Annotated in this window: 24 protein-coding genes; 16 read left to right on the top strand and 8 right to left on the bottom strand. The window is 63.2% G+C overall.

Annotated features, from left to right (window positions below; all coding sequences use genetic code 11):
* Positions 1–97: 97 nt before the first annotated feature.
* From tnpB to sphantq_RS08790, 3 genes are all read right to left on the bottom strand, one after another.
* Positions 98–451, bottom strand: a complete 354-nt coding sequence (tnpB, locus tag sphantq_RS08800; protein WP_272800086.1) for an IS66 family insertion sequence element accessory protein TnpB — start codon at positions 449–451, stop codon at positions 98–100.
* Positions 448–906, bottom strand: coding sequence for an IS66-like element accessory protein TnpA (gene tnpA / locus sphantq_RS08795; RefSeq protein WP_272800085.1), 459 nt, complete (start codon positions 904–906; stop codon positions 448–450). Before tnpA ends, tnpB begins: the two co-directional genes overlap by 4 nt.
* 238 nt (positions 907–1,144) lie before the next feature.
* Entirely contained in the window at positions 1,145–1,621 is a 477-nt protein-coding gene (locus tag sphantq_RS08790) for a class I SAM-dependent methyltransferase (RefSeq protein WP_272800084.1), read from the bottom strand.
* Positions 1,622–1,774: 153 nt separating this feature from the next.
* On the opposite strand from sphantq_RS08790, the gene sphantq_RS08785 reads away from it, so the two are divergent.
* Positions 1,775–2,014 (top strand): DUF3072 domain-containing protein, encoded by a 240-nt coding sequence (locus tag sphantq_RS08785; RefSeq protein ID WP_272800083.1) that lies wholly within the window; start codon positions 1,775–1,777, stop codon positions 2,012–2,014.
* Here the strand turns inward: sphantq_RS08785 and sphantq_RS08780 are convergent.
* The gene (locus sphantq_RS08780; protein ID WP_272800082.1) at positions 2,011–2,241 is read right to left on the bottom strand and encodes a DUF6894 family protein; all 231 of its coding nucleotides are present in this window, start codon (positions 2,239–2,241) and stop codon (positions 2,011–2,013) included. The two genes, sphantq_RS08785 and sphantq_RS08780, sit on opposite strands and share 4 nt — an antisense overlap.
* A 49-nt stretch (positions 2,242–2,290) precedes the next feature.
* Entirely contained in the window at positions 2,291–3,070 is a 780-nt protein-coding gene (locus tag sphantq_RS08775; RefSeq protein WP_272800081.1) for a Crp/Fnr family transcriptional regulator, read from the bottom strand.
* Between the two features lie 577 nt (positions 3,071–3,647).
* Here sphantq_RS08775 and sphantq_RS08770 point away from each other — a divergent pair.
* The gene (locus sphantq_RS08770; protein WP_272800080.1) at positions 3,648–3,827 is read left to right on the top strand and encodes a hypothetical protein; all 180 of its coding nucleotides are present in this window, start codon (positions 3,648–3,650) and stop codon (positions 3,825–3,827) included.
* A gap of 2 nt (positions 3,828–3,829) precedes the next feature.
* Positions 3,830–4,549, top strand: a complete 720-nt coding sequence (locus sphantq_RS08765) for a hypothetical protein (protein WP_272800079.1) — start codon at positions 3,830–3,832, stop codon at positions 4,547–4,549.
* 86 nt (positions 4,550–4,635) lie between these two features.
* Here the strand turns inward: sphantq_RS08765 and sphantq_RS08760 are convergent, their stop codons facing one another.
* Positions 4,636–5,058 carry a DUF2285 domain-containing protein gene (locus sphantq_RS08760; protein ID WP_272800078.1) on the bottom strand — a complete coding sequence of 141 codons (423 nt, stop codon included), beginning with the start codon at positions 5,056–5,058 and terminating at the stop codon, positions 4,636–4,638.
* A 979-nt stretch (positions 5,059–6,037) separates the two neighbouring features.
* Between sphantq_RS08760 and sphantq_RS08755 the strand changes: the two genes are divergently transcribed.
* From sphantq_RS08755 to rlxS, 10 genes are all read left to right on the top strand, one after another.
* Positions 6,038–7,066, top strand: a complete 1,029-nt coding sequence (locus sphantq_RS08755) for an ArdC family protein (protein ID WP_272800077.1) — start codon at positions 6,038–6,040, stop codon at positions 7,064–7,066.
* Positions 7,063–7,533, top strand: coding sequence for a DUF2958 domain-containing protein (locus tag sphantq_RS08750; RefSeq protein ID WP_272800076.1), 471 nt, complete (start codon positions 7,063–7,065; stop codon positions 7,531–7,533). The genes sphantq_RS08755 and sphantq_RS08750 overlap by 4 nt, the downstream gene beginning before the upstream one ends.
* A gap of 129 nt (positions 7,534–7,662) precedes the next feature.
* The gene (locus tag sphantq_RS08745) at positions 7,663–9,492 is read left to right on the top strand and encodes a ParB/RepB/Spo0J family partition protein (protein ID WP_272800075.1); all 1,830 of its coding nucleotides are present in this window, start codon (positions 7,663–7,665) and stop codon (positions 9,490–9,492) included.
* 161 nt (positions 9,493–9,653) lie between these two features.
* Positions 9,654–10,076, top strand: coding sequence for a DUF5990 family protein (locus sphantq_RS08740; RefSeq protein ID WP_272800074.1), 423 nt, complete (start codon positions 9,654–9,656; stop codon positions 10,074–10,076).
* Between the two features lie 402 nt (positions 10,077–10,478).
* Positions 10,479–10,778, top strand: a complete 300-nt coding sequence (locus sphantq_RS08735) for a DUF736 domain-containing protein (protein WP_272800073.1) — start codon at positions 10,479–10,481, stop codon at positions 10,776–10,778.
* A gap of 157 nt (positions 10,779–10,935) precedes the next feature.
* Entirely contained in the window at positions 10,936–11,163 is a 228-nt protein-coding gene (locus sphantq_RS08730; RefSeq protein ID WP_272800207.1) for a helix-turn-helix domain-containing protein, read from the top strand.
* On the top strand, positions 11,160–11,741 hold the full coding sequence (locus tag sphantq_RS08725; RefSeq protein ID WP_272800072.1) for a S26 family signal peptidase: 582 nt from the start codon (positions 11,160–11,162) through the stop codon (positions 11,739–11,741). Before sphantq_RS08730 ends, sphantq_RS08725 begins: the two co-directional genes overlap by 4 nt.
* A complete protein-coding gene (locus sphantq_RS08720; protein ID WP_272800071.1) occupies positions 11,729–12,337 on the top strand; it encodes a lytic transglycosylase domain-containing protein in 609 nt (202 codons plus the stop codon). The genes sphantq_RS08725 and sphantq_RS08720 overlap by 13 nt, the downstream gene beginning before the upstream one ends.
* Positions 12,338–12,566: 229 nt before the next feature.
* Positions 12,567–12,941, top strand: a complete 375-nt coding sequence (locus sphantq_RS08715) for a hypothetical protein (protein ID WP_272800070.1) — start codon at positions 12,567–12,569, stop codon at positions 12,939–12,941.
* A 251-nt stretch (positions 12,942–13,192) separates the two neighbouring features.
* Positions 13,193–15,169 (top strand): relaxase/mobilization nuclease RlxS, encoded by a 1,977-nt coding sequence (gene rlxS, locus sphantq_RS08710; RefSeq protein WP_272800069.1) that lies wholly within the window; start codon positions 13,193–13,195, stop codon positions 15,167–15,169.
* Between the two features lie 72 nt (positions 15,170–15,241).
* On the opposite strand, the gene sphantq_RS08705 is transcribed toward rlxS, so the two are convergent.
* Together sphantq_RS08705 and sphantq_RS08700 are read right to left on the bottom strand one after the other, a co-directional pair.
* Complete coding sequence (locus sphantq_RS08705; RefSeq protein ID WP_272800068.1) at positions 15,242–16,870, bottom strand: class I SAM-dependent methyltransferase; 1,629 nt, start codon at positions 16,868–16,870, stop codon at positions 15,242–15,244.
* An 89-nt stretch (positions 16,871–16,959) separates the two neighbouring features.
* Entirely contained in the window at positions 16,960–17,874 is a 915-nt protein-coding gene (locus sphantq_RS08700; protein ID WP_272800067.1) for an HNH endonuclease, read from the bottom strand.
* A 150-nt stretch (positions 17,875–18,024) separates the two neighbouring features.
* Between sphantq_RS08700 and sphantq_RS08695 the strand changes: the two genes are divergently transcribed.
* From sphantq_RS08695 to sphantq_RS08690, 3 genes are all read left to right on the top strand, one after another.
* Positions 18,025–18,225, top strand: coding sequence for a DUF5818 domain-containing protein (locus sphantq_RS08695; RefSeq protein WP_336314443.1), 201 nt, complete (start codon positions 18,025–18,027; stop codon positions 18,223–18,225).
* Positions 18,222–18,410, top strand: a complete 189-nt coding sequence (locus sphantq_RS24390) for a DUF6961 family protein (protein WP_443021543.1) — start codon at positions 18,222–18,224, stop codon at positions 18,408–18,410. Before sphantq_RS08695 ends, sphantq_RS24390 begins: the two co-directional genes overlap by 4 nt.
* Before the next feature lie 424 nt (positions 18,411–18,834).
* A complete protein-coding gene (locus sphantq_RS08690; protein WP_272800066.1) occupies positions 18,835–19,230 on the top strand; it encodes an excalibur calcium-binding domain-containing protein in 396 nt (131 codons plus the stop codon).
* The last annotated feature ends 373 nt before the right edge of the window (positions 19,231–19,603 follow it).

Genomic DNA, 19,603 nt, shown 5'->3' with positions numbered 1-19,603 from the left:
CAACAGGGAGTTCGAGATCGTCGGGAGACACGCTTCCCGCTAGCAGAATCCGGCCTTCCGCCCAAGCAGAAAGCCCGGAAATGCGGCAATTATTGCGTCAAATCTGGAGCGGTACGCGGGGTGGATCAGGGGCCACCGTGCGGCGCCAATCCATCGCTTCGATCAGCAGCGCAAACTGCGCCGAGGTCAACACGACACCGCCCTCAATGAGCGGCGGCCAGACGAAACGGCTGCGTTCCAAACGCTTGGCGAACAGGCAAAGTCCTGTCCCATCCCAGTGCAACGCCTTTAGGTAATTGCCGCTCTTGCTACGAAACACGAAGACATGCCCACCGTAGGGTTCGACCGCGAACAGCGGACGGACCAGCGCCGCCAGCCCATCGAAACCGAGCCGCATGCTGACCGGCTTGCTCGCCAGATAGACCTTAGTTCCGGGCGCAAGCGAGATCACGATACGTCCCGGAATGCACGCAGCACGCGGGCCAACGCCTTCTCGTTGACGTAGCTGTCTACGGACAGGCGCACGCCGCTCGGCAGGTCTATGTCTATCGCGCCGGGGCGGGCACCGGGATGTGGGCGGATCAGTTCCTCCGGCGCTGACGGCATCGACGACGAAACAGGTCGCGGCGCCTTCTGGGGCTCGGACACCGCCGGCACAGATACAGGCTCCGCCGTTATGATCGCACCGTAGGGAATGAACTCGAGCGCCTCGCTGGCGATGGCCGCCGCCTGGCGACGCGCCGATCGCCAATTATAGATCAGGCTCTCGGCAATCTCGTGGCGCTCAGCGACCTGACGCACCGATACGCCGTCTGCATCCGCCTCGGCGAGGATCGCTGCCTTCTCGACATCCGAAAACTTTCTGCGCCGTTCGGTGCGCGCGATGATCTCTACCCGATCCTTCACTAGGCCTCCTTCTGGAGTCCAGAAAGAGACTCCTTAGCGGAGGTCCATCAGCGCCGAGCCTGAATGCCGCAACACGCGGGAGGCCGTACGCTTACGAGTGTCCCACTGACCTTCCCCATATGTTTCTTAGTCGACCCGCTTCTCGGCTATCGTGGTGGGTTCGTTGCCCAGTAAAGGTGACAGGACGGAATGTTCCACCATTCATAGCTCCGCCGCAGCAACACGAGATGACGTTCGATTAGCGGCCGGATGGCAGTGCGCATCTGATAGCGGCGAACATGCCGGACGGCGCGAGTGCAGACGCAGTCGCGGCCATGATCGCCTCGGCCTCACTTGGTTTAAAAGTCGAGAAGGGCAGCCCGCTCAGGATCAAATCCGCCTCACCCAGATTATGCTCCGCCAGATGCCGTGCCACATCGCCCGCCGACCCTTTGACAACGATCAGTCGTCGATCGGCGCTTGCCGAACGCAGCTTTCCGACAAATTCCTCGCCAGTATCGATCGCAAGCAGTCTTGCGTCGGGACGCATCCGCTCGAGCATGGCAAAAGTGAACCGGCCGCTCCCCGGACCATATTCAACGGCGATCCTCACCTTCGACCAATCGACAGGCGCCAGCATATGGCGAACCATACGCGCGGATGCCGGAAAAGCCGACCCAACCATTGAGGGATGGCGTAAAAATTTTGTCGCCGCGACTAATCCTGTATCTTTCACTTTCGAACTCCTCCGTTCCCGACCATGGCCGTACATCCACCCCCCTCTCTCGGCGGTCTGATTGCGATCGAGCCGGGTCCATGGCCTTCGCTCCAGGGAACCTCGACACATAACAGATGTACTTAAGAACAGACCAAGAACGAGTACAGCGCTATGACGCACGAGATTCATCATCCCAAGCTCGACGAGCATCCCGGATCGAACACTGAGAAGGATCAAGCGAATTGGGTGTCGGGCGATGATCCCATGACCGGAGCGAAGGCAAGCTACCTAACCTGTGTCATTCACGATGTTAAAAATAAGATCAAATTGCTCACCAGGCATCATTTGGCGTCAGCTAGAAAATGCATGCATCCAAAATGGCTCAGCGCTGGCGATCAGCTGGCATTCTAGCTCTTTGGCGCGTCTATGACCGCAATCTCGATTGTGAAAAGGAGCACCTTGCGCTCGTCAGTCACCGAAATGCTGAAGCCTTGACCTCCCTGAAGCACGTCAGGCTGATTGTCCATGACTTCACCGGCAAAGCGGATCGCGAATTGCCTTGCCGCGCTTTGGTCGCGCAATTCCGCTCCGATCTCATCAGCTTCTTCGTCGGAAGCGGAGAAAAAGTAACGTGGCATATTAACCTCCAGCCGCCGCCCAAAGTATCGATTGGTGCAACCTCGTGCGTTAAACTGTTTTAGGGAACAGAGACGATAGGCTTCCAGCGAAATGCGGGGCGACCTGATCAAGGTGCAGGTAGAGCGGATTGAAGTCGCCCTCCCGCCGGATTTTGTCCCAGTCTTTGATCGCGATCCATCGCCCGCTATGGTTGATGATGCCATCCTTCGCGAGGGCCTTGAGCGTCCGGTTTACATGGACACTCGTCATTCCGGTGGCGTCCCCAAGTTGTTCCTGCGTCATGGGCAAATGAAAATCGGCTGCGTCTATGACGCCAGCGGCGTGCATACGCACCGCAATTTCGCACAGGATATGAGCGATACGCGCCCGGGCGTCGCGTCGGCCTACATTCAGCACCCATTCCCGGTATATCGATGCATCGACCAAGCCGTCGATCCAGAGCGCTTGGCCCACGGCAGGACGCTCCAGAGCGATTTGCCGAAGAGGCTCTCGCTCAATGTCGGCAACTTCAAGTTCGGTCAGCGCCTGGACGCTATGGTCGGCAATGTTGAGAAACAGATGCTGAAGGTCGAGCAGATCGCCAGTCAGGTGAATGGACACGATCTGACGCGATCCATTCACAGTGAGCTTGTGTCGGAACGCCAATCCCGCCAGAACGAAACTGCAGTGCGGACGGGGCGGCTCTCCTTCGCGAACCACATAGGCACTTGGGTTTAGATACCGATGCTGAAAAGGAAGTGCAGACACGGCAGCGCGGTCAGCATCGCTGAGCGCGGCGCGCTGAGACAATCGCCGTGCGAGAAAGTCCAGATTTGCTTGCAATGACATGCGACCTCCACAGGGCGGGAGCACACACATCTCTCTGTCGCCAAGACACCCATGCTAGTTGCTCGGCAATTTCATGTCCTTAACATGCTGGCTAACATAAGCCATAACAATCTCAATCGTAGCGGTCTGTGGCGGATGGAGCGCAGAAGCATTTGGCATCGAAGGATTGGCATCAATGTTGGCAGGACGCCCTCCCGCCAATTATTTGGTCAGCAATTGGCTCCTCGTCATTGGCCGCTGAGGCGAGAACGGCGGATTTTATCCAGAGCTGCCTCTCGCCCCCGGTGCTGTGAACGGCGTGAGTTGGTCGACCCAAGACATTGGACTTCAACAGGGGCAGCTATATTACCTTTGCCGGAGATAGCCCCCAGTCCGCCGCCAGACAGTCCAACAACAACCCGGTGCCGATGGGCTCGCGTCAGTCTATGATAAAAGTTATGCTTTCCGGCATCCCGGCAGGATTGGCCGTTCATGAACGTCAGGCGGAAATGTGCATCGACCGGCACTTGGTTTCCCGGGCGGTCGGAATTGCGCTTGCATCTGCGCATCCGGCTGTGTGATTTTCCCGATCAGGAAGATGATGACCACGATTGCCCGACAGTTCGGCGCCGAGGTGTCTCGCGCGCATAAGGTTCTCGGCATGATCCGAAGGGAGCTTGGGTTGGCATTCAATATCGATGCGCGGCTCGTCGGCGAGCTTGAACGGGGTAAGCCGACCGCGCAGCACGGAAAGGCCGCCTCAGGTTCGCCGTCTTGATTATGTTCGGGCCGATCGCGGACGACGAGCCCGCCCTCGCCCACTCTCCGCTTCTCCGGGCTGCCCGGCTGACGATCGACTATATGGTCGCCAACGGCCCTATCGGACTCACGCCGTCCAAAGCGTTGAAACGCTATTTCGTGCAATGGGCGGCCGAGGCCTTCGCGTGGCCGCATTACACCGCTGCCGATCTTCTCGCGGTCAACCGCGTTCTCAATGAGCAGGATTTCCCGCCGTTGGTCTTGCTCCACGATGTCCTGCTGGGCGCAAGGCTGGCACGGCACTATCGCGGCGCGCTGGTCCCGACAAAACTGGCCATCGGATTGAAGGACCGGCCAGCGCAATTATGGCAATTGCTGGCCAGGCATCTCCTGTTCGAAATCGACCATGGCCGATATGCGCGGGCAAGCGAGCGTCCGGTCGGAAACTGGGATATCTTCCTCAACATCATCAACGTGGAGGCACAGGCCGGGGTCACCGAGGAGCGGCTCTGCCATGTCCTTTTCGGCGGCGAGGAAAGGGATTTCGCACGCCATGGCTGGCAGGTGGCGGCCGGATTCTACATCCATGTCCTGCGGCCCCTGTGCTGGACCGGCCTCATGGACGAGCTTCGGTCCGGACGCGGCTTCGACCGGCAGCAACTGTTCGTCAAGACGCCGTTGTGGCCGGCCGCGCTGGCGCTCGAGACGGACGCATCGCTACGTCCCGTGGTGCGCCACTGATCATCCTTCCAGATCGGTATATGTGCCGCGCACTCTGGCGCGCCTGCGGCCGAGCTAGCGAACTCTTCCTGACCTGATGGCCTCGCCTAGAGCAGCGCCCGGTAGCCACCTGCGGCCAAGCCCCGTGCCTGCGTGACCAACCGCCGGGTGCGCAGCTTCAGATAGTCCGATTCATCCTGCCAGTCGCGCTCGACCTTCTCCTTGCCGAACAGGCGGATGGCGGTCTGGCGCAATGTGTTGCCATCGGCGATCGCGTCCAGCGCCGCGACCAGGAGCGGCCAGCGGGCCGCCTGGCTCGGCGTCGCTACGGAAGTCGGTGAAGCCGTGCCGGTCCGGCACAGCCGGTCCCAGCGCTGCAGCGCTGCCAGCCGGTTGGACAGGCGATGCCCGTCGAGCAGATATCGGAGCCTGACCGGCCCGTTGAGCAGCGTCCCCGATTCCAGGCTGAGCCGGACCGCACCACCCGGCGCGTCGATCGCCAGTTCCTCTCGCCCGCCGCAGCGAAGCATCGCGGCTCGCCACGGAAGGGCCAGGAGATCGAACCCGTCATTCAGAATCGCGCCGGAGGCCGCTTCGACGGGGATGACGCTGCCATCGAGCCCTGCGTCCCAGAACAGGCAGGCTTCGCCCGCAGGCAGGGCCGGATCCTCGGCGAAAACACAGCCCCCAGTCGCCGGGCGGTGGCACAGCGTCGATCAGGAGCAGTTCGGGATTGGCGCGCAAGATCCGGCGACGAGCAGGCTGGCCTTCATACTCCTGCCTGCGGCGCAGGATTTCCCAGGCCAGCTGTGCCGGCGTGGCGGGCGCGCCAGCGCCGGGCGCGGGCCGCGCTATCAAGGAAGGCGGCTGCGCGCCTGCGTTTCTTGGATGCAATGCCTGTCTCCCACAGCCCGGTGGAAGCGCCATGCGAGCATGATTGCAGGATGACGGCCTGCAAAAACTCGTTCTCGGGCGGGGGAAAAGGTCTGTTTCCAGCATGTTGGACAGGGGCCTGCGGATAGTCCGCATATATTTGCGATATAATGCGTGGCTGACTTGCGGCGCAGAAACCGAGTCGTTGGCGGGACAATAGATCAGCAGGTCTGGCTGCATCGCGCGCTGCGCGGCGCGACCGCGCTCTTGCGGCAAGGCCGCCGGGCCGCACGCGTCCCGGCCATTCGGCGTCGATCGCTTGGCAGGCATGGGCCGGCGTCCCGCCGACCCTGGCGGACGCCGCGGCGCGCGGCGGCGTTACGGGTCGGGCCTCTCCCGGTGCGGCGGGTGCATGCGGCGCTCCCGGCTAGGCCCGTCGCGGCCCGGGGCAACCCCGGCGCTGCGCTGGGGGTGCTCCACTGCGTTTCGCCCTCTGGTCCACCCCATCGCTGCGCGATGGGGACCCCGGGAGGTGCCCCCGGCCGCTGAGCCGGGCCTCTTGGTCGCTCGTGCCGCCCACCCCCGCCTTTTGCGGGGAGGCCTTGTGCTTTTTTGGGCTGGCGCAGGAGACAGACCATGCGTGAACCTCGCAAGCCTAGTGCCCGTGGAAAGGGTGCTGGCGACACGCGTCAGGAAGAGACGCGGAACAACCTCTATGACGAGGTGACCGCCCGGATCATCACGCAGCTGGAAGGCGGATGCCTACCCTGGGTGCAGCCATGGGGGACAGGCGAGGGCAGTGGCGCATTGCCCGGCCTGCCGCGCAACGCGCTTACCGCGCGGCCCTATTCGGGCGTCAACATCCTCATCCTGTGGGGCGCGGTGATCGCGCATGGCTGGCCCTCGCAAAGCTGGCTGACCTTCCGGCAGGCCCGGCAGGCAGGCGGTTGCGTCCGCAAGGGCGAGCAGGGCGTGACCGTCGTCTATGCCGACCGGTTCATTCCCAAGGAGGCGGAACAGGCGAGCCTCCGGGGGAGCACCGCCCCGCCGAACGGCAATGCACCGCCCGAGGTCAAATCCATTCCGTTTCTCAAGCGCTTTACGGTCTTCAATGTCGCCCAGTGCGAAGGACTGCGCGAAGGGTTGGCCCATGATCCTGCCCCGCTGCCCGAACGGGAAATCGTCCCCGTCGCCGAGGCGGTCATTGCCGCATCCGGTGTCGATTTTCATGTCGGCGGCGACCGCGCCTTCTACATGCCTTCGCTCGATTATGTTCAGGTGCCACCGCAACCGGCCTTCTTCGAGCAGGTGAATTATTACCGGACCTGCCTGCACGAACTGACCCACGCCACCGGCCACCCCAAGCGGCTGGGCCGGAACCTCATCAACAGCTTCGGGAGCAAGGACTATGCCCGCGAGGAACTGGTCGCCGAAATGGGTTCCGCCTTCCTCTGCGCTGCGCTTGGCATCACGCCGACCGTCCGCCATGCCGACTATATCGGCGCATGGCTGGAGGTCCTGCGCGAGGATAATCGCGCCATCTTTCGCGCCGCCAGCGCCGCAACCAAAGCCGCCGACTGGCTGCTGTCGCGGCACTGCGAGGCGCAGGCGGCCGCACAGGATGGGAGGCCCGAGGCAAACACGTGGCTGCGGAGGGCGGCATGATCCTCGTGCCCCCCGACCTCCGCTTCGCGCTGCGCGCCAACGACATTGCGCGGCGGGCTTGCGACGCGAATGGCGAGCGCTTCGACCCGCTGCCTGTCGTCAAACTGTTCAATCCCGTGGGCGCGGCGACATGGCTGGCGACCGAGCTGGGCGAGGACGGCGACACCCTGTTCGGACTGGCCGATCTTGGCTTCGGCTGCCCGGAACTCGGCCATTTCAGCCTGTCCGAGATCGCCGCCGTGCGCCTGCCCTATGGGCTGTTCATCGAACGCGACCTCTCGTTCGACACCGGCTTTTCCCTGACCGTCTGGACCGAATGGGCGCGCCGTGCCGGTTCGATCCTGTGGGCCGAGACCCTGTTGCGCCGCGCCGCCCAAAGCGGATCAACGCCCGGCGCGGACCCTTCGCGGGAGGCAAGCAACGCCCAAGACCTTCCGCATCGTTCCGGCGAACCGGACGGCGGATGAGGGCTCCCATCAAAGTACTATTTTGATGGGGTCCTTGACGCGCAGGCGGCGCGCTTCGCCGCCAATTGCAAAACCGGCCCCCCTACGCCGCGAAGTGTGAGGGACCGGCACTCACAAGGAGTAAGAGCCATGACACTCGTTTTTATCGCGCCTGACAAGCTTTCCGTCAGCAGGACCAACATGCGCTATGGGCGAAAGGCCCCCGATGTGTCCGACATCCTGCCGACTGTGCGCAAGCGCGGCGTCATCCAGACGCTGCTGGTCCGTCCAACTCCTGTCCCGAGCGGCGTCGATGGGTCCAAGGAGGGACATTTCGAGATAATCGCGGGCGCGCGGCGCTTCCACGCCGCGCTCATCGTCGCCCAGGAAACCGGCGAGGCCGAGCCGCTTCCCTGTCGCATTCTTTCTGAAACCGACGACGCTGCGGCCATCGAGGCATCGATGATCGAGAATCTGGCAAGGCTGGATGCCGACGAAGTGACCCAGTGGGCAACCTTCACCCGGCTGGTGAAGGAGGGCCGAACTGTCGATGACATTGCCGCGACCTTCGGGCTTCCAGACCTCACCATCGCGCGGGTCCTGGCGCTCGGAAACCTCCTGCCGCGCATCCGTGCGGCTTACGCGGCGGAGAAGATCGACCGCACCACCGTTCGCCACCTTACCCTCGCCAGCAAGAGCCAGCAGCGGAGCTGGCTGGCGCTGTTCGACGACCCCGACAGCTATGTGCCGACCGGCCATCAGTTGAAGGCTTGGCTCTTTGGCGGGCAGTCCATCCCCTCCCGCTTCGCCCTGTTCGACCTCGACACCTACAAGGGCGCGACCATCGCCGACCTGTTCGGCGATGACCGCTATTTCGCCGATGCCGATGCCTTCTGGACCGCGCAGAATGCCGCCATCGAGGCGCGTCGGACGGCCTATCTGGAGGAGGGCTGGAGCGATGTCGTCATCGTGCCGCCATCCGATCCTTTCCACAGCTGGGAATATGAAAAGGCGGCCAAGCGGAAGGGCGGGCGTGTCTATACTGATGTCCGGGCAACCGGCGAAGTCAGCTTCCATGAGGGCTATCTCACCCGCAAGGAAGTCCAGAGAGTGGCTCGGGGTGAAGGGTCGCAGCCTGCCAGCATTGCGCGTCCCGAAATCACCTCGACCATGCAGACCTATATCGACCTGCACCGCCATGCCGCCGTCCGCGCGGCCTTGCTTGGCCATCCCGGCGTCGCTTTGCGGCTCATGGTCGCCCATGCCATTGGCGGATCGCATCTGTGGCGCGTCTCACCCGAACCACAGTCCAGCCGCAATGACGGGGTGCGCGAAAGCCTCGAGACCTGTCGCGCCGAAACCGTCTTCGACGAGCGCCGCCGCGCGATCCTCGATATGCTTGGCGTCTCGCCCGAGGAGCCGACCATTGTTGGAAGTCACGTGTCTTCCAGCAACGGGGGCGATGGCGACGCTGCTCAGGGGACGCATGACTCCCGGCAGGGCGTCGCAGGCATTTTCGATCGGCTGATCGAGCTCCCCGATGCCGTCGTCATGGAGATCATCACGATTGTCATGGGCGAAACCATGGCCAGCGGCAGTGCCGCTGTCGCGGCGGCAGGCACGCACATCGGTATCGACATGGCCGACTGGTGGGAGGCGGACGCTGTCTTTTTCGAGCTGGTCCGCGACAGGCAAGTCCTGTCGCGGATCGTCGCCGAGGTGGCGGGCGAGACCGTCGCCAGCGCCAATGCCGGTGAGAAAGCCAAGGTGCTGAAAAGCATCGTCGCTGACCATCTCGCCGGTGCCAATGGACGCGCCAAGGTCGAACGCTGGGTGCCGCGCTGGATGGCATTTCCGGCGTCGGCCTACACGACGCGCGGTGGCGTCGGCACGGTGGCGGCGCAGGCGAAGGCGGAAGTGGCGCGGTCGGTCGAGCCGCAAACTGACAGCCAAGACGAGCCTTTCGAACAGGCGGCCTGAATTGCGGGCGCGGGCGGATTGCATCCGCCCGCGCTTGTTTTGCCGGGAAAAAATCGCGCCGCGTGGCCGCCGCCGGATCGGCGTCGGCCAGGCGGCGAACGGGTCGTCGGCACGGCTTTGCCGCTCGTTGAACGGCACGCCTTTCCAGCCATGATCGCCGCATGACGCGCGCCGACCAGAGTGAAATCCGCATGCGGATCGTGATCGACGAGCCAGTCATCGGCGTGGCGCACAGCCTCCACTCCAAGGACGGTCGGCCGCTCGACGCCCAATGCTCCGAGGGCGGCGAACCGCTTGCCTTCGACTTCGCCACAAGGGTCGCGCCCGGCCCCAAATTCTTCGGCGACCAGGTGCGGGGGGAAGGCCCCGAGCGCCGCTTCGTCCATGTCCTGATCGGACAGATGGCTGGTGATCCGTCCTTGCCCTGGACCCGCCGGATGAAGATCGACATCCACGATATCGCCACCGAAATGCTCGACCGCGCTGCCCGAGGGGGCGTTATCGAAACCCGCGTCCACGGCACCGCCAGGGATGGCACACCCGCCTGCGCGACGCTCAAGCCGACGTCACGGCTCATCGTCTAGCCATGGGCCGGATCGAAGGGCCGGATGCTGGCCTTGAGGATTGGGGGCGGACGACAGGCCGCTTGTGATCGGCCCCGCTAGCTGTAGCCTCCCTGATACCATCGTCCTTCTGCCCCTCATCGCCGACCCCATTTGCCTCTGTGCATGGCAGGTCTGGCGCCGGTCGTCCTGATCCGCGCAACGGCTGCGCCGATCTTCTTCCCCGGCTTGGGCGCTTCGCTCCTGCGCCTTCCTCGCGAGACAAGAAGCCCGGCTTTCGCCGTCCTCCGCTGCGCTTCGGCCTGTCCACCCCATAGCCTGGCGATGGGACCCCGGCACAGGTGCGCGTCGTCCGACCGTCGCCCGGTCGACTGCCATCGAGGCCGCATGGGGCGGCGATCGAGCAAGCAGAAGGACACTAAGATGGCACAGATTGGCAGCTTCACTCGCGGTGAGAACGGCATCTACACCGGCGAAATCCGCACCCTGACCCTTCGCGTCAAGGCCACCATCCGGCCCGTCGAACGCGATAACGACAAGGCGCCCGACCACCGCGTCCACACCGGCGGCGTGGAATTCGGGGCAGGCTGGACCAAGGTGGCGCGTGAAACCGGGGCTGAATATCTCAGCCTCAAGCTCGACGATCCATCCTTCCCGGCACCGATCTACGCGACGCTCACCCAGGGCGACGATGGCGAACACAAGCTCATCTGGTCGCGCTGATCCGGCGGCCCCGCGCCAGGCGGCGCGGGGCCTTGCCCGTAAAAGGTGTCGAAATTCGAACCCGCCATTCCGACACTCTTCACCCAGGGTCTTGGCATCCATGTCCGGTGACGCGGCCCGCACTCTCGCGGCCGCCTCGTACCGGGGTATCCGCGACATGGACGACGATGACATCCAGCGAGCCAACCGCGCCAGGCGGGGCTCGCCATTCCTCAACACCGATCAGGCGGCAGCCTATCTCAAACTGTCAGCCCGTACGCTCAAGCGTCTCAAGCGGGCCGGGAAAGGCCCGGTTTTTCGCCGCCACAGCCGTTTCGTGCAATATCATATCGACGACCTGGACAGCTGGTCGCGCGAGCATGCGGGCAAGGATTTCATGGCATGAGCGGGCGCCGGACCCGCGCAGATGACGCCCCTCTGCTCGCCTGGGGCGACGCGCTGCGCGCGCAGACTATGCGGCGCGCACGGCTGGGCCGCCGCATCGCGGCGGTCGGTATCACCACGCTGGTCGTGCTGGCATCCGCCGCGCTTCCGCCCACGCCCCGGTTCGTGTGGAATGCGAGTGCCAGCGCGCCGATCGGGCTCTACTGGGTCCGGCCAGGCGCCGACCTGAAGCCCGGCGACATGGTCGTGGCGCAGCTTCCTCAAGGCGCTGCGCAGATGGCCGCCCGGCGGCGTTACCTGCCCTTGAACGTGCCCCTGGTGAAGCGTGTGGTCGCCGTCGCGGGCGATGAGGTTTGCGCCCTGGGGAAGGATATCTTCCTCAATGGACGGCGCATTGCCGAACGTCGCCACGCCGATGCACAGGGGCGCCCCATGCCGACATGGTCGGGCTGCCTGCGCCTGCGCGGTCGCCAACTCTTCCTGATGATGGACGCGTCGGCCTCGTTCGATGGTCGCTATTTCGGGGTGACGGGCGGGGTTGATGTCGTGGGGAAGGCGCGGCTGCTATGGGCGCGCTGAAGCGGCTGGTGACCCTCGGCGCGCTTCTGCTCGCCTCGCCATCCGATGCGCAGACGGTCGCTCGTTGGCGACCCTATGTCGACGAGGCATCGGCCCGCTTCGGCGTTCCCATCGACTGGATCGAACGGGTCATGCAAGCCGAGAGCCGGGGGCGCACGCACCGCAATGGTCGACCGATCCGTTCGCGCGCGGGCGCCATCGGCCTCATGCAATTGATGCCTGGCACATGGGCCGATGTCCGTGCGCGGCTGGGCCTCGGGCATGATCCCGATGCGCCCCGCGACAATATCCTGGCGGGGACCTTCTACCTGCGGCTGATGCATGATCGCTTCGGTTACCCCGGGCTATTCGCCGCCTATAATGCCGGCCCTGGCCGCTATGCCGCGCATCTTGCCGGCCATCGCGCGCTCCCGGCCGAGACCGTGGCATATCTGGCAAGCGTGGCCCCGTCATCTCCCACACCGGCCCTCGCGACGGCAACTTCATTGCCGCCGCGATCGATCTTTGCGGTGCGGCGGGGCGCGATGGCTGGTCCGGATGTGGCGGATTCGGCGACCGCATCATCGCTTTTCGTCCCTCTGTCGCAGGGAAATTGAGGCGATGGTGCGCATCACCGAGAGGGAGGAAGCTCGTCTCGATAGACCCAGCATGACGGGTGGCGGAGCGGCTCTCAAGGCCTGCGGGTGCCCCCCAATTTTCTGCGAAAATCGGTTCCCCCCGCATCCGCTTCGCGGCGCGGCGCTGTGCGCCGCGGCCCTGACAGCCGCTCCGCCACCCGTCCTTCAAACGCCGTTCTCGAGTGGAAGAACGCAAGCGTTGGAGGTCATGATGAGCATATATCAGAGCATCGGAACAGCGTCGGCCAAGGTCGTGGACCGCGTGATGGTGGCGCTGGTTTCCGGCCTTGAACTGGAGTTCGGGCGCGGCGCCGGGGCAGCACTGGCACACCGGTTTCTGGACGCGGAGGAGGCCGATTTTCGCTGGGATGCGAGGGTCGAGGAGCGCTGGATCGGCACCTATGAAGGCATGGATGACGACGGGTTGGAGCTGGACCGGATTGCGATTTGCGGCCGGCTCGATGGCAGCTGGTTCTGTGCCATCATGCTCGTGGATGGGGATGGCCAGGCCCATGGGATGATGGGGTGCCGCCAGTTCAGGTCGCTGGTCACGGCGCGGGATGCGATGCTCCATGCGCACTGATCGCAGGACAATCCAGGGCGAGAGGCGACGCCGAAAGGCGCTCGTCTCTCCCCTTTTTTTGAGCCGGGATGGGAGCAGGAAGGGAAGAAAGGGGAAACAAGATAAAGGCAATGTCTCCCGACCCTTACCAAGCCTTTGTCTGCACATCCTTTTTTCACGAGACAGGCAATCGCGACCGCGAGACATGGCGCTCGAGAATTGCGAAATTCTGACATTTTCCACCGATTATCGCGAGACTCGGGGTCGTTTCGATGTCTGACGACGACTTCATCCCCAGGCTCGGCAGGCAGCGCGGCAAGGACGGCAAGAAGGTCGGCAAATATGGCGGGCGCATCCTCGCCGCCGCGCGTCTCGCGGGCATCAAGACGGGGCCCAAAGACGGACAGCGCTCGCGTCGGTTCGACGGCAGCCGGATCGGGCGCGGCGCGAGTATGGGACGTTTGTTGTCGAGCCGTGATCGGCTTGGCGGTTCTCGCGGCCGTCGCGCGGTGGTAAAGGCAAGCCTGATACGGCTCCAGGGCAAGGGCGGTCAGGCTGCCCGCGCGCACATGCGGTATATCCAGCGCGACGGCGTGACCCGCCAGGGCTTGCCAGGCGAGCTCTACGGACCGGAAACCGACCGCGCCGGCGGTAATGATTTCTTGAAGCGCACCGCTGGCGACCGCCATCAGTTTCGCTTCATCGTCTCGGCCGAGGACGGCGCGGAATATCCCGACCTCAAACCCTATGTCCGGCGCTTGATGACGCAGGTCGAGCAGGACCTCGGGACGAAGCTCGACTGGGTCGCGGTCGACCATTTCAACACCGAGCGTCCGCACACCCACATCGTTCTGCGCGGGGTCGATGACCAGGGCGACAATCTGGTCATCGCGCGGGAGTATATTGCGCACGGGCTTCGCGAGCGCGCCTCAGAGCTTGTGACGCTCGACCTCGGCCCCCGAACCGATCAGGAGATCGCGGCGCGCCTGCGCCACGATGTCGACCAGGAACGGCTGACCGCGATCGACCGCCGCCTGCTGCGCCGCATGGACGTCGATCGAACGGTATCGCCGGCCGACAATGATCCCTTCCATCAGTCGGTCGCGGCAGGCCGACTGCGCAAGCTCAAGGCAATGGACCTGGCCGATGATGTCGGCGGCGGACGCTACAGACTTGCCGAGGGGCTGGAGGACACGCTCCGACGCATGGGCGAGCGCGGCGACATCATCCGGCTCATGCAACGCGAGTTAACAGCTCGCAGGCTCGACCGCGCCGGCGTCGAGCAGGTCGTGTCGAATGACCTGCGCGAGGCCCTGGTCGGGCGGGTCATCAGCCGAGGCTTTTCCGACGAGCATCGCGATCGGCATTACCTGATGGTCGATGGGGTCGATGGCCGCGTCCATTATGTCGATATCGGCCGGGGGGACGCGACGCCGTCGGTGCCCGAGGGATCGACGGTGCGGATCGCGCCTTCGCGTATCGAGGCGACGCAGGCCGATCGCACCGTCGATGCGGTCGCCCGCGCCAATGGCGGGCGCTACTCGGTCGACCTGCACTTGGCGCACGATCCGAGTGCCAGCGAGGCGTTCACAACCAGTCATGTCCGCCGGCTCGAGGCGATGCGGCGCGCGGGCACTGGACCCGAGCGGCTCGCGGATGGAAGCTGGACCATCCCCGACGATCATCTCTCTCGCGCCGATGCCTATGCGAGAGCCCAGCAGCGCGACCGGCCGGTAACGGTTACTATCCTTTCGCGGTCCCCGATTGACGAACTGTCCGGGAAGGACTCTCCCACCTGGCTCGATCGGGAGCTTGCCGAGGGCGGTCACACTGCCGTGCGCGATGTTGGATATGGGCGGGAGGTACGGACCGCGCTCGCGGCGCGGCGGCAGTGGCTGATCGAGCAGCAATTGGCGGACGGCGAGCAGTCCGGGTTTCGATATCGGGAGGGCGCGCTCGGCACGCTGCGCCAGCGTGAATTGCGGCAGGCCGGGGAACGGCTCGGCGACGATATCGGGAAACGGTTCGAACCGGCCCGGATCGGCGAGCGGATCGAGGGAAAGATCGCCCGGCGAGTCGATCTTGAAAGTGGGAGTTTCGCTGTCGTTGAGCGGTCGCGGGACTTCACGTTGGTGCCGTGGCGCGACGTGCTCGAACGCAACATCGGCAAGGCCGCTTCGGGCATCATGCGCACGGATGGAATAAGCTGGCAATTCGGGCGCGGTCGAGCGGGGCCGACCATCTCCTAAGCATGAGGATGCACTATTCAACAGCATGTCGGGTCTCATCTGGTCAATTCGTCAAAGGCTTTGAGGGAGCAATCAGGCCGACCAATGCCATTCCGGCACGCGCTGGTCCTGCAAGAGCCTTAAGCGTCGCCAATCGAAGGCTGTGAAAATGTCGCTCAGATCCTCGCCTTGGAGAACCGGCAGTGCGGCTGCTGCTTCGCGCAGGAAACGGTGGCGCAGTACCGCATCATCGAGATAGGCATCATGCCACCATGTGATAATCCGATCGCGGCTCTCGGCAAACATGGCGGCAGAGGGCAACCGATCCCGCTTTTCGTGGCGGTTGATCCGAGAGTCGCAGGGCGCAAGATTCCAAAGATCGCCACAGGGCCATGCCGACCAAGGCAGGCAGTGATCCACATCCAATTTGCCCTCGCTCAATCTCCGGGCGGTCCAGACACAGGATAGCCCCGGCCCTCCAGCCACGAGCTTCTGAGCTGCGAACCGAGCGGTTGTCGTGCTGCGCACGGGTTCGCGCCATTCGAGTGCAGCCTCGGCTCTGCCGGCAGGGATCGCGAACCCGATATGATCAGCATATCGGCGAATGAGCCTTGCCCATTCCGTCACGAGCATCGGCTCGATCCATGGGCCAAAGCGAGAAAGCACGCGCCTCACATTGCCAGGGACGGTAAGGGTTCCCCATGCTCGCAGCTGATCAAGGTCGAGCTCCAGACCTTGTTGGCGGCTGGATCGCCCACGCTGCACAGCGAATACCGGCTGATCAGAATTTGGAAAGCGCGTAAAATGGGCGGGCATTGCAGTGATTGTGCGCACTGCCTCGGTAATTGCTGCCGCGATCGCAGTGCCGCGCTCGGCTCCAAAGACTGAGCCCACGCGCAGGTCGGAAGCATCCGTGCCATCAGCGAGCAGCGTCCGGAACCCGATTTTGGCAAAGCCCAACCCGTCGGGACCGCTGTTGCGCGGAGCTTGAGGCAATCCCAAGCGGATCAAAGGCAAGTAGAGGCGAATCCAGGTCAGCGCCACGAGGCCAAGAGGAAGATCGACAGCATCATCCAGTTCGCGCGAAGGCGTGGCGGCCGCTGGCGTCTGCTCTGCGATCCGGGCCACTGCCCGCAATAGGCCGAGCTTGTAGGTGGATGACTTTTCGTCGCCCAGCACAATGCCGCGGATCAGAGGCAGCGCACTGGTGCCATCATCAGGCAGACGCAGACAGATAGTAGTCCAGCTGACGCCATCGCGTCCTTGTAGATCGTGAGACGCATGGACCTTGACGATCTCCATGCCATAGGTTCGTGCCAGTCCTTCGATCTCGCCACTCGAGGTAGAGAACATCGGTCTATCTTCAGGCGCCGGCCCGGACCGTAAAGTGAGGACCATAACGCCACCCGCACGGAGAAGGGTCACCAATTTTCGAAAGGCGCGCGCCCGGTCTGTTGGCGCGACATGCTGCCAGACGGCTGACAGCACGACCAGATCGAATGCCAAGCCGAGCCGATGAACCTGGTCCAGACTGGGCAGCCGGTCGTCGAGCCAACGAATGTCTGGGCTATGACGCGCGCGGCCCTCTAGGCGCAATCCGTCAGCAGGCTCAACAGCGATAACATCATATCCTTGCGCGTGCAGCCAGGCAGCATCCCGTCCCGATCCGGCCCCTACATCGAGCGCCAAACCCTTTTTGGGCAACAGGCCATGGGCCTGCACAAAGGCAGCGCCGCCAGGCAACGCCTCATATCGCGCAGCCAGATCTGCCGCCGCCGCATCATAGGCTGCGATCGTGCGGGCGTAAGAGGTCAGTGCAGGTCACCCATGAAGCGGGCCCGGTGTCGCGCGACATATTCAGGCCGGGGCCGGAATTTGGGATTGGCAGGCAAGTGAATAGGCATGCCGGAAGGCGGGAAGAGGCGGCTGAGCTCGGACGGCACCTTATTATGCGACACGAGTAGACCGAACTGCTCATCCAGGCTGATGAGATGCCGGTCGAACAACCAATGAGCCGTTGCCGACAAGGCTATCCCATTCTGTACCTCATCAGGTCCCCCATCGGCGACCGACCAGATATGCGCTGCCTGCGCTTCCGCCTTGCCGCCGCCGTTGATCATCCTCAGTCCCGTCACCGCACAACGACTGTCATAAGCGTCGAGCACATGCCCCCTGAAGGCAGCGCTCCGGATCTTCTTGTTGATAAGGATCTGTTCGATCCGGCGGTCAGATGGGGGCTCGTGCAACAAGGCTTGGGTCATCGGATCGAGATGCGCGGCGTCCAATTCCAGGCGAATGGCAAGGCGCTCCGAAAGCGTGTCAGTCAGCCCATCACTGACGATCGCAGTGAAATCGCTGCCGCTTAGCGCTCTGACTGACCGTCCGCGTAGCGCACGCCCTGCCTCCGCCGGGTTCGGGAGATCCCGCAGCATCTGTTCAGCGAACCGACCTGTCGCATCGCGATAGGCAACCGGGCGGTCAAATTCGACAAACTGGCTGATCCGCGCATAATAAAGGCCAGGCGCAGCCGGATCTGGGTCAATTCGATCGACATGACCTGCCGCTACATAGGCTTTGCGACCGCCACCTGATCCCGTCTCGCGGTAAATGATCCAGTCGCCGATACAGGCTTGCGCGGCCCGCAGGTAAATGCGTGGGAAGTGATAACGCTCAGCAATGAGATCGTCATAGCGCGACGCCCCGCTGATCTCGAAGACACCCTTCACAGTCTCATTGCCCCCACCGCATTCCACAGCGAAATACAATGCAGCCCAGCCAAATGCCAGCCCTAGGCCGGTTGCTTATGGTAGTTGAGCACAGTGAATGGCCATAATGATATGGATCTCCAGCACCGAACAGGATTATGATCACGCTCGATGCCACGGGGAAGCGAACATGACCTGACTGGAATCCTGCTCGAAAACGGATTCTACCCCATCCTGCGTATGCCAGGCGGTGGCGAATGGCGGTTAGACATCACCAAGCGCCACAAACATCTTGTCGGCACACGCGTGAGGGTTGTCGGCGTCCGCGATGGCTTCGATTTGCTCGCTGTGCAGAAAATCGAACCCGCATGACGCGAGACGAAGAGCTTTGGGGCATGGCCCTTATGATGCTGCGGCAGCATGGCGATAAAGCGTCATCCGAAGTCGCCAGCCGGATCGCGAGATTGGCACATCATGGCGAGGATGGTGGCGTTGCCCTATGGCAGGGGGTGGCTCATCGGCTCGATGATCTGATTGCGGGCAGACATGCTGTCTGAGTTTGCATAGCCATTATCATGTTACCGGGCGGCGCCATTGCTGCATGAAAGCCGTACAAGGCAGCAATCTCTTTCCCAAGATCAAAGACCTGCATCTTCGATCCAAGCCTGTTTGACTTATTATCAACTTTGCTGTCGATGGATCTTGTTATGGGGAGGGGGACGAGATGCATCGACGCGCGTTTTTGGCTGGCATTTTTGCGCTAGCAATCACTGGACTTGAAAGTGATGGCGATGCCAAGCGTCGCGGTCGCAAGGCAAGGCGCCGGACCCGCAGCGGCGCGTCCACGCCTTTATTTGGCCGCGGCACGACAGACGATGGCGAGTGCCCATGTAACGGCGGCAAAGTCTGCGTCGGTCCAAGAGGAGGGCATTATTGCATCACGCGCAGTGGCAACAAGCGATATGGCGTATAAAGGATTGCATGGCATGGGGCACGTCCATGCGGGGGAAGAAAAATGACAGCCTGATCGGCTTCATCGCCATTGGTGCCTTTCTGTTTGCGCTCGGCCGATGTTCCGCAGAAGGCCCTAAGCCCGTCACTGACCCTGCCCCCGTAGCGTTTATGTCATCTGATGCGGTTGCTTCTCAAGGTGCCTCTTCGGATACGCCTGTCGAGGTACCGTCCGAGCCCGATGCATTGATCTCAAGCAGCGCCTTGGAAGAACTAGGATCGCGCGATGAGGGACCAAGCTGTGGAGGCAAGCATCTATGCCGACAGATGAACAGCTGCGAGGAAGCCTATCATTATCTCTACCAGTGCGGGGTTGGCCGGTTGGATGGTGATGGCGATGGGGTGCCTTGCGAAAGCATCTGCTGAGCGGTCAGCGCTCTCGCATTTCAAACGGACCTAACGACCATGCCAGCTTTCGCAGCGATCGTCCCCATTGCTCTGCTCGCTGCTATGCAGGACAGCACCGCGCGGGTGGATTCAGACCTTACGCCATATTGGTCCGGTGCCGAGGGCTGGCGCGTTTTTGCCTATCCCGATGAAGAGAACTGGCCTATCCACCACGGCGGCCCTCGTCGACGGCGATGCCCGGCAAGCCGCAGCGGAACCGCCGATCGCCGCGGCCTAGACAGTGCCGGCCCACGCAGTCATCGCAAGCGCCATCGCCGCCGCTAAGAAGATCATCATCGCGCCACTTTCCCGTTTTTGCGCGGATCCTATGGACTTAGCAATCTCCCGCAAG

Origin of the sequence: Sphingobium sp. AntQ-1, from assembly GCF_028538045.1 — a bacterium.
GTDB lineage: Bacteria > Pseudomonadota > Alphaproteobacteria > Sphingomonadales > Sphingomonadaceae > Sphingobium > Sphingobium cupriresistens.
The sequence above is the reverse complement of the archived record's forward strand: the minus strand, read 5'-3'. Positions and strand labels throughout refer to the sequence as shown.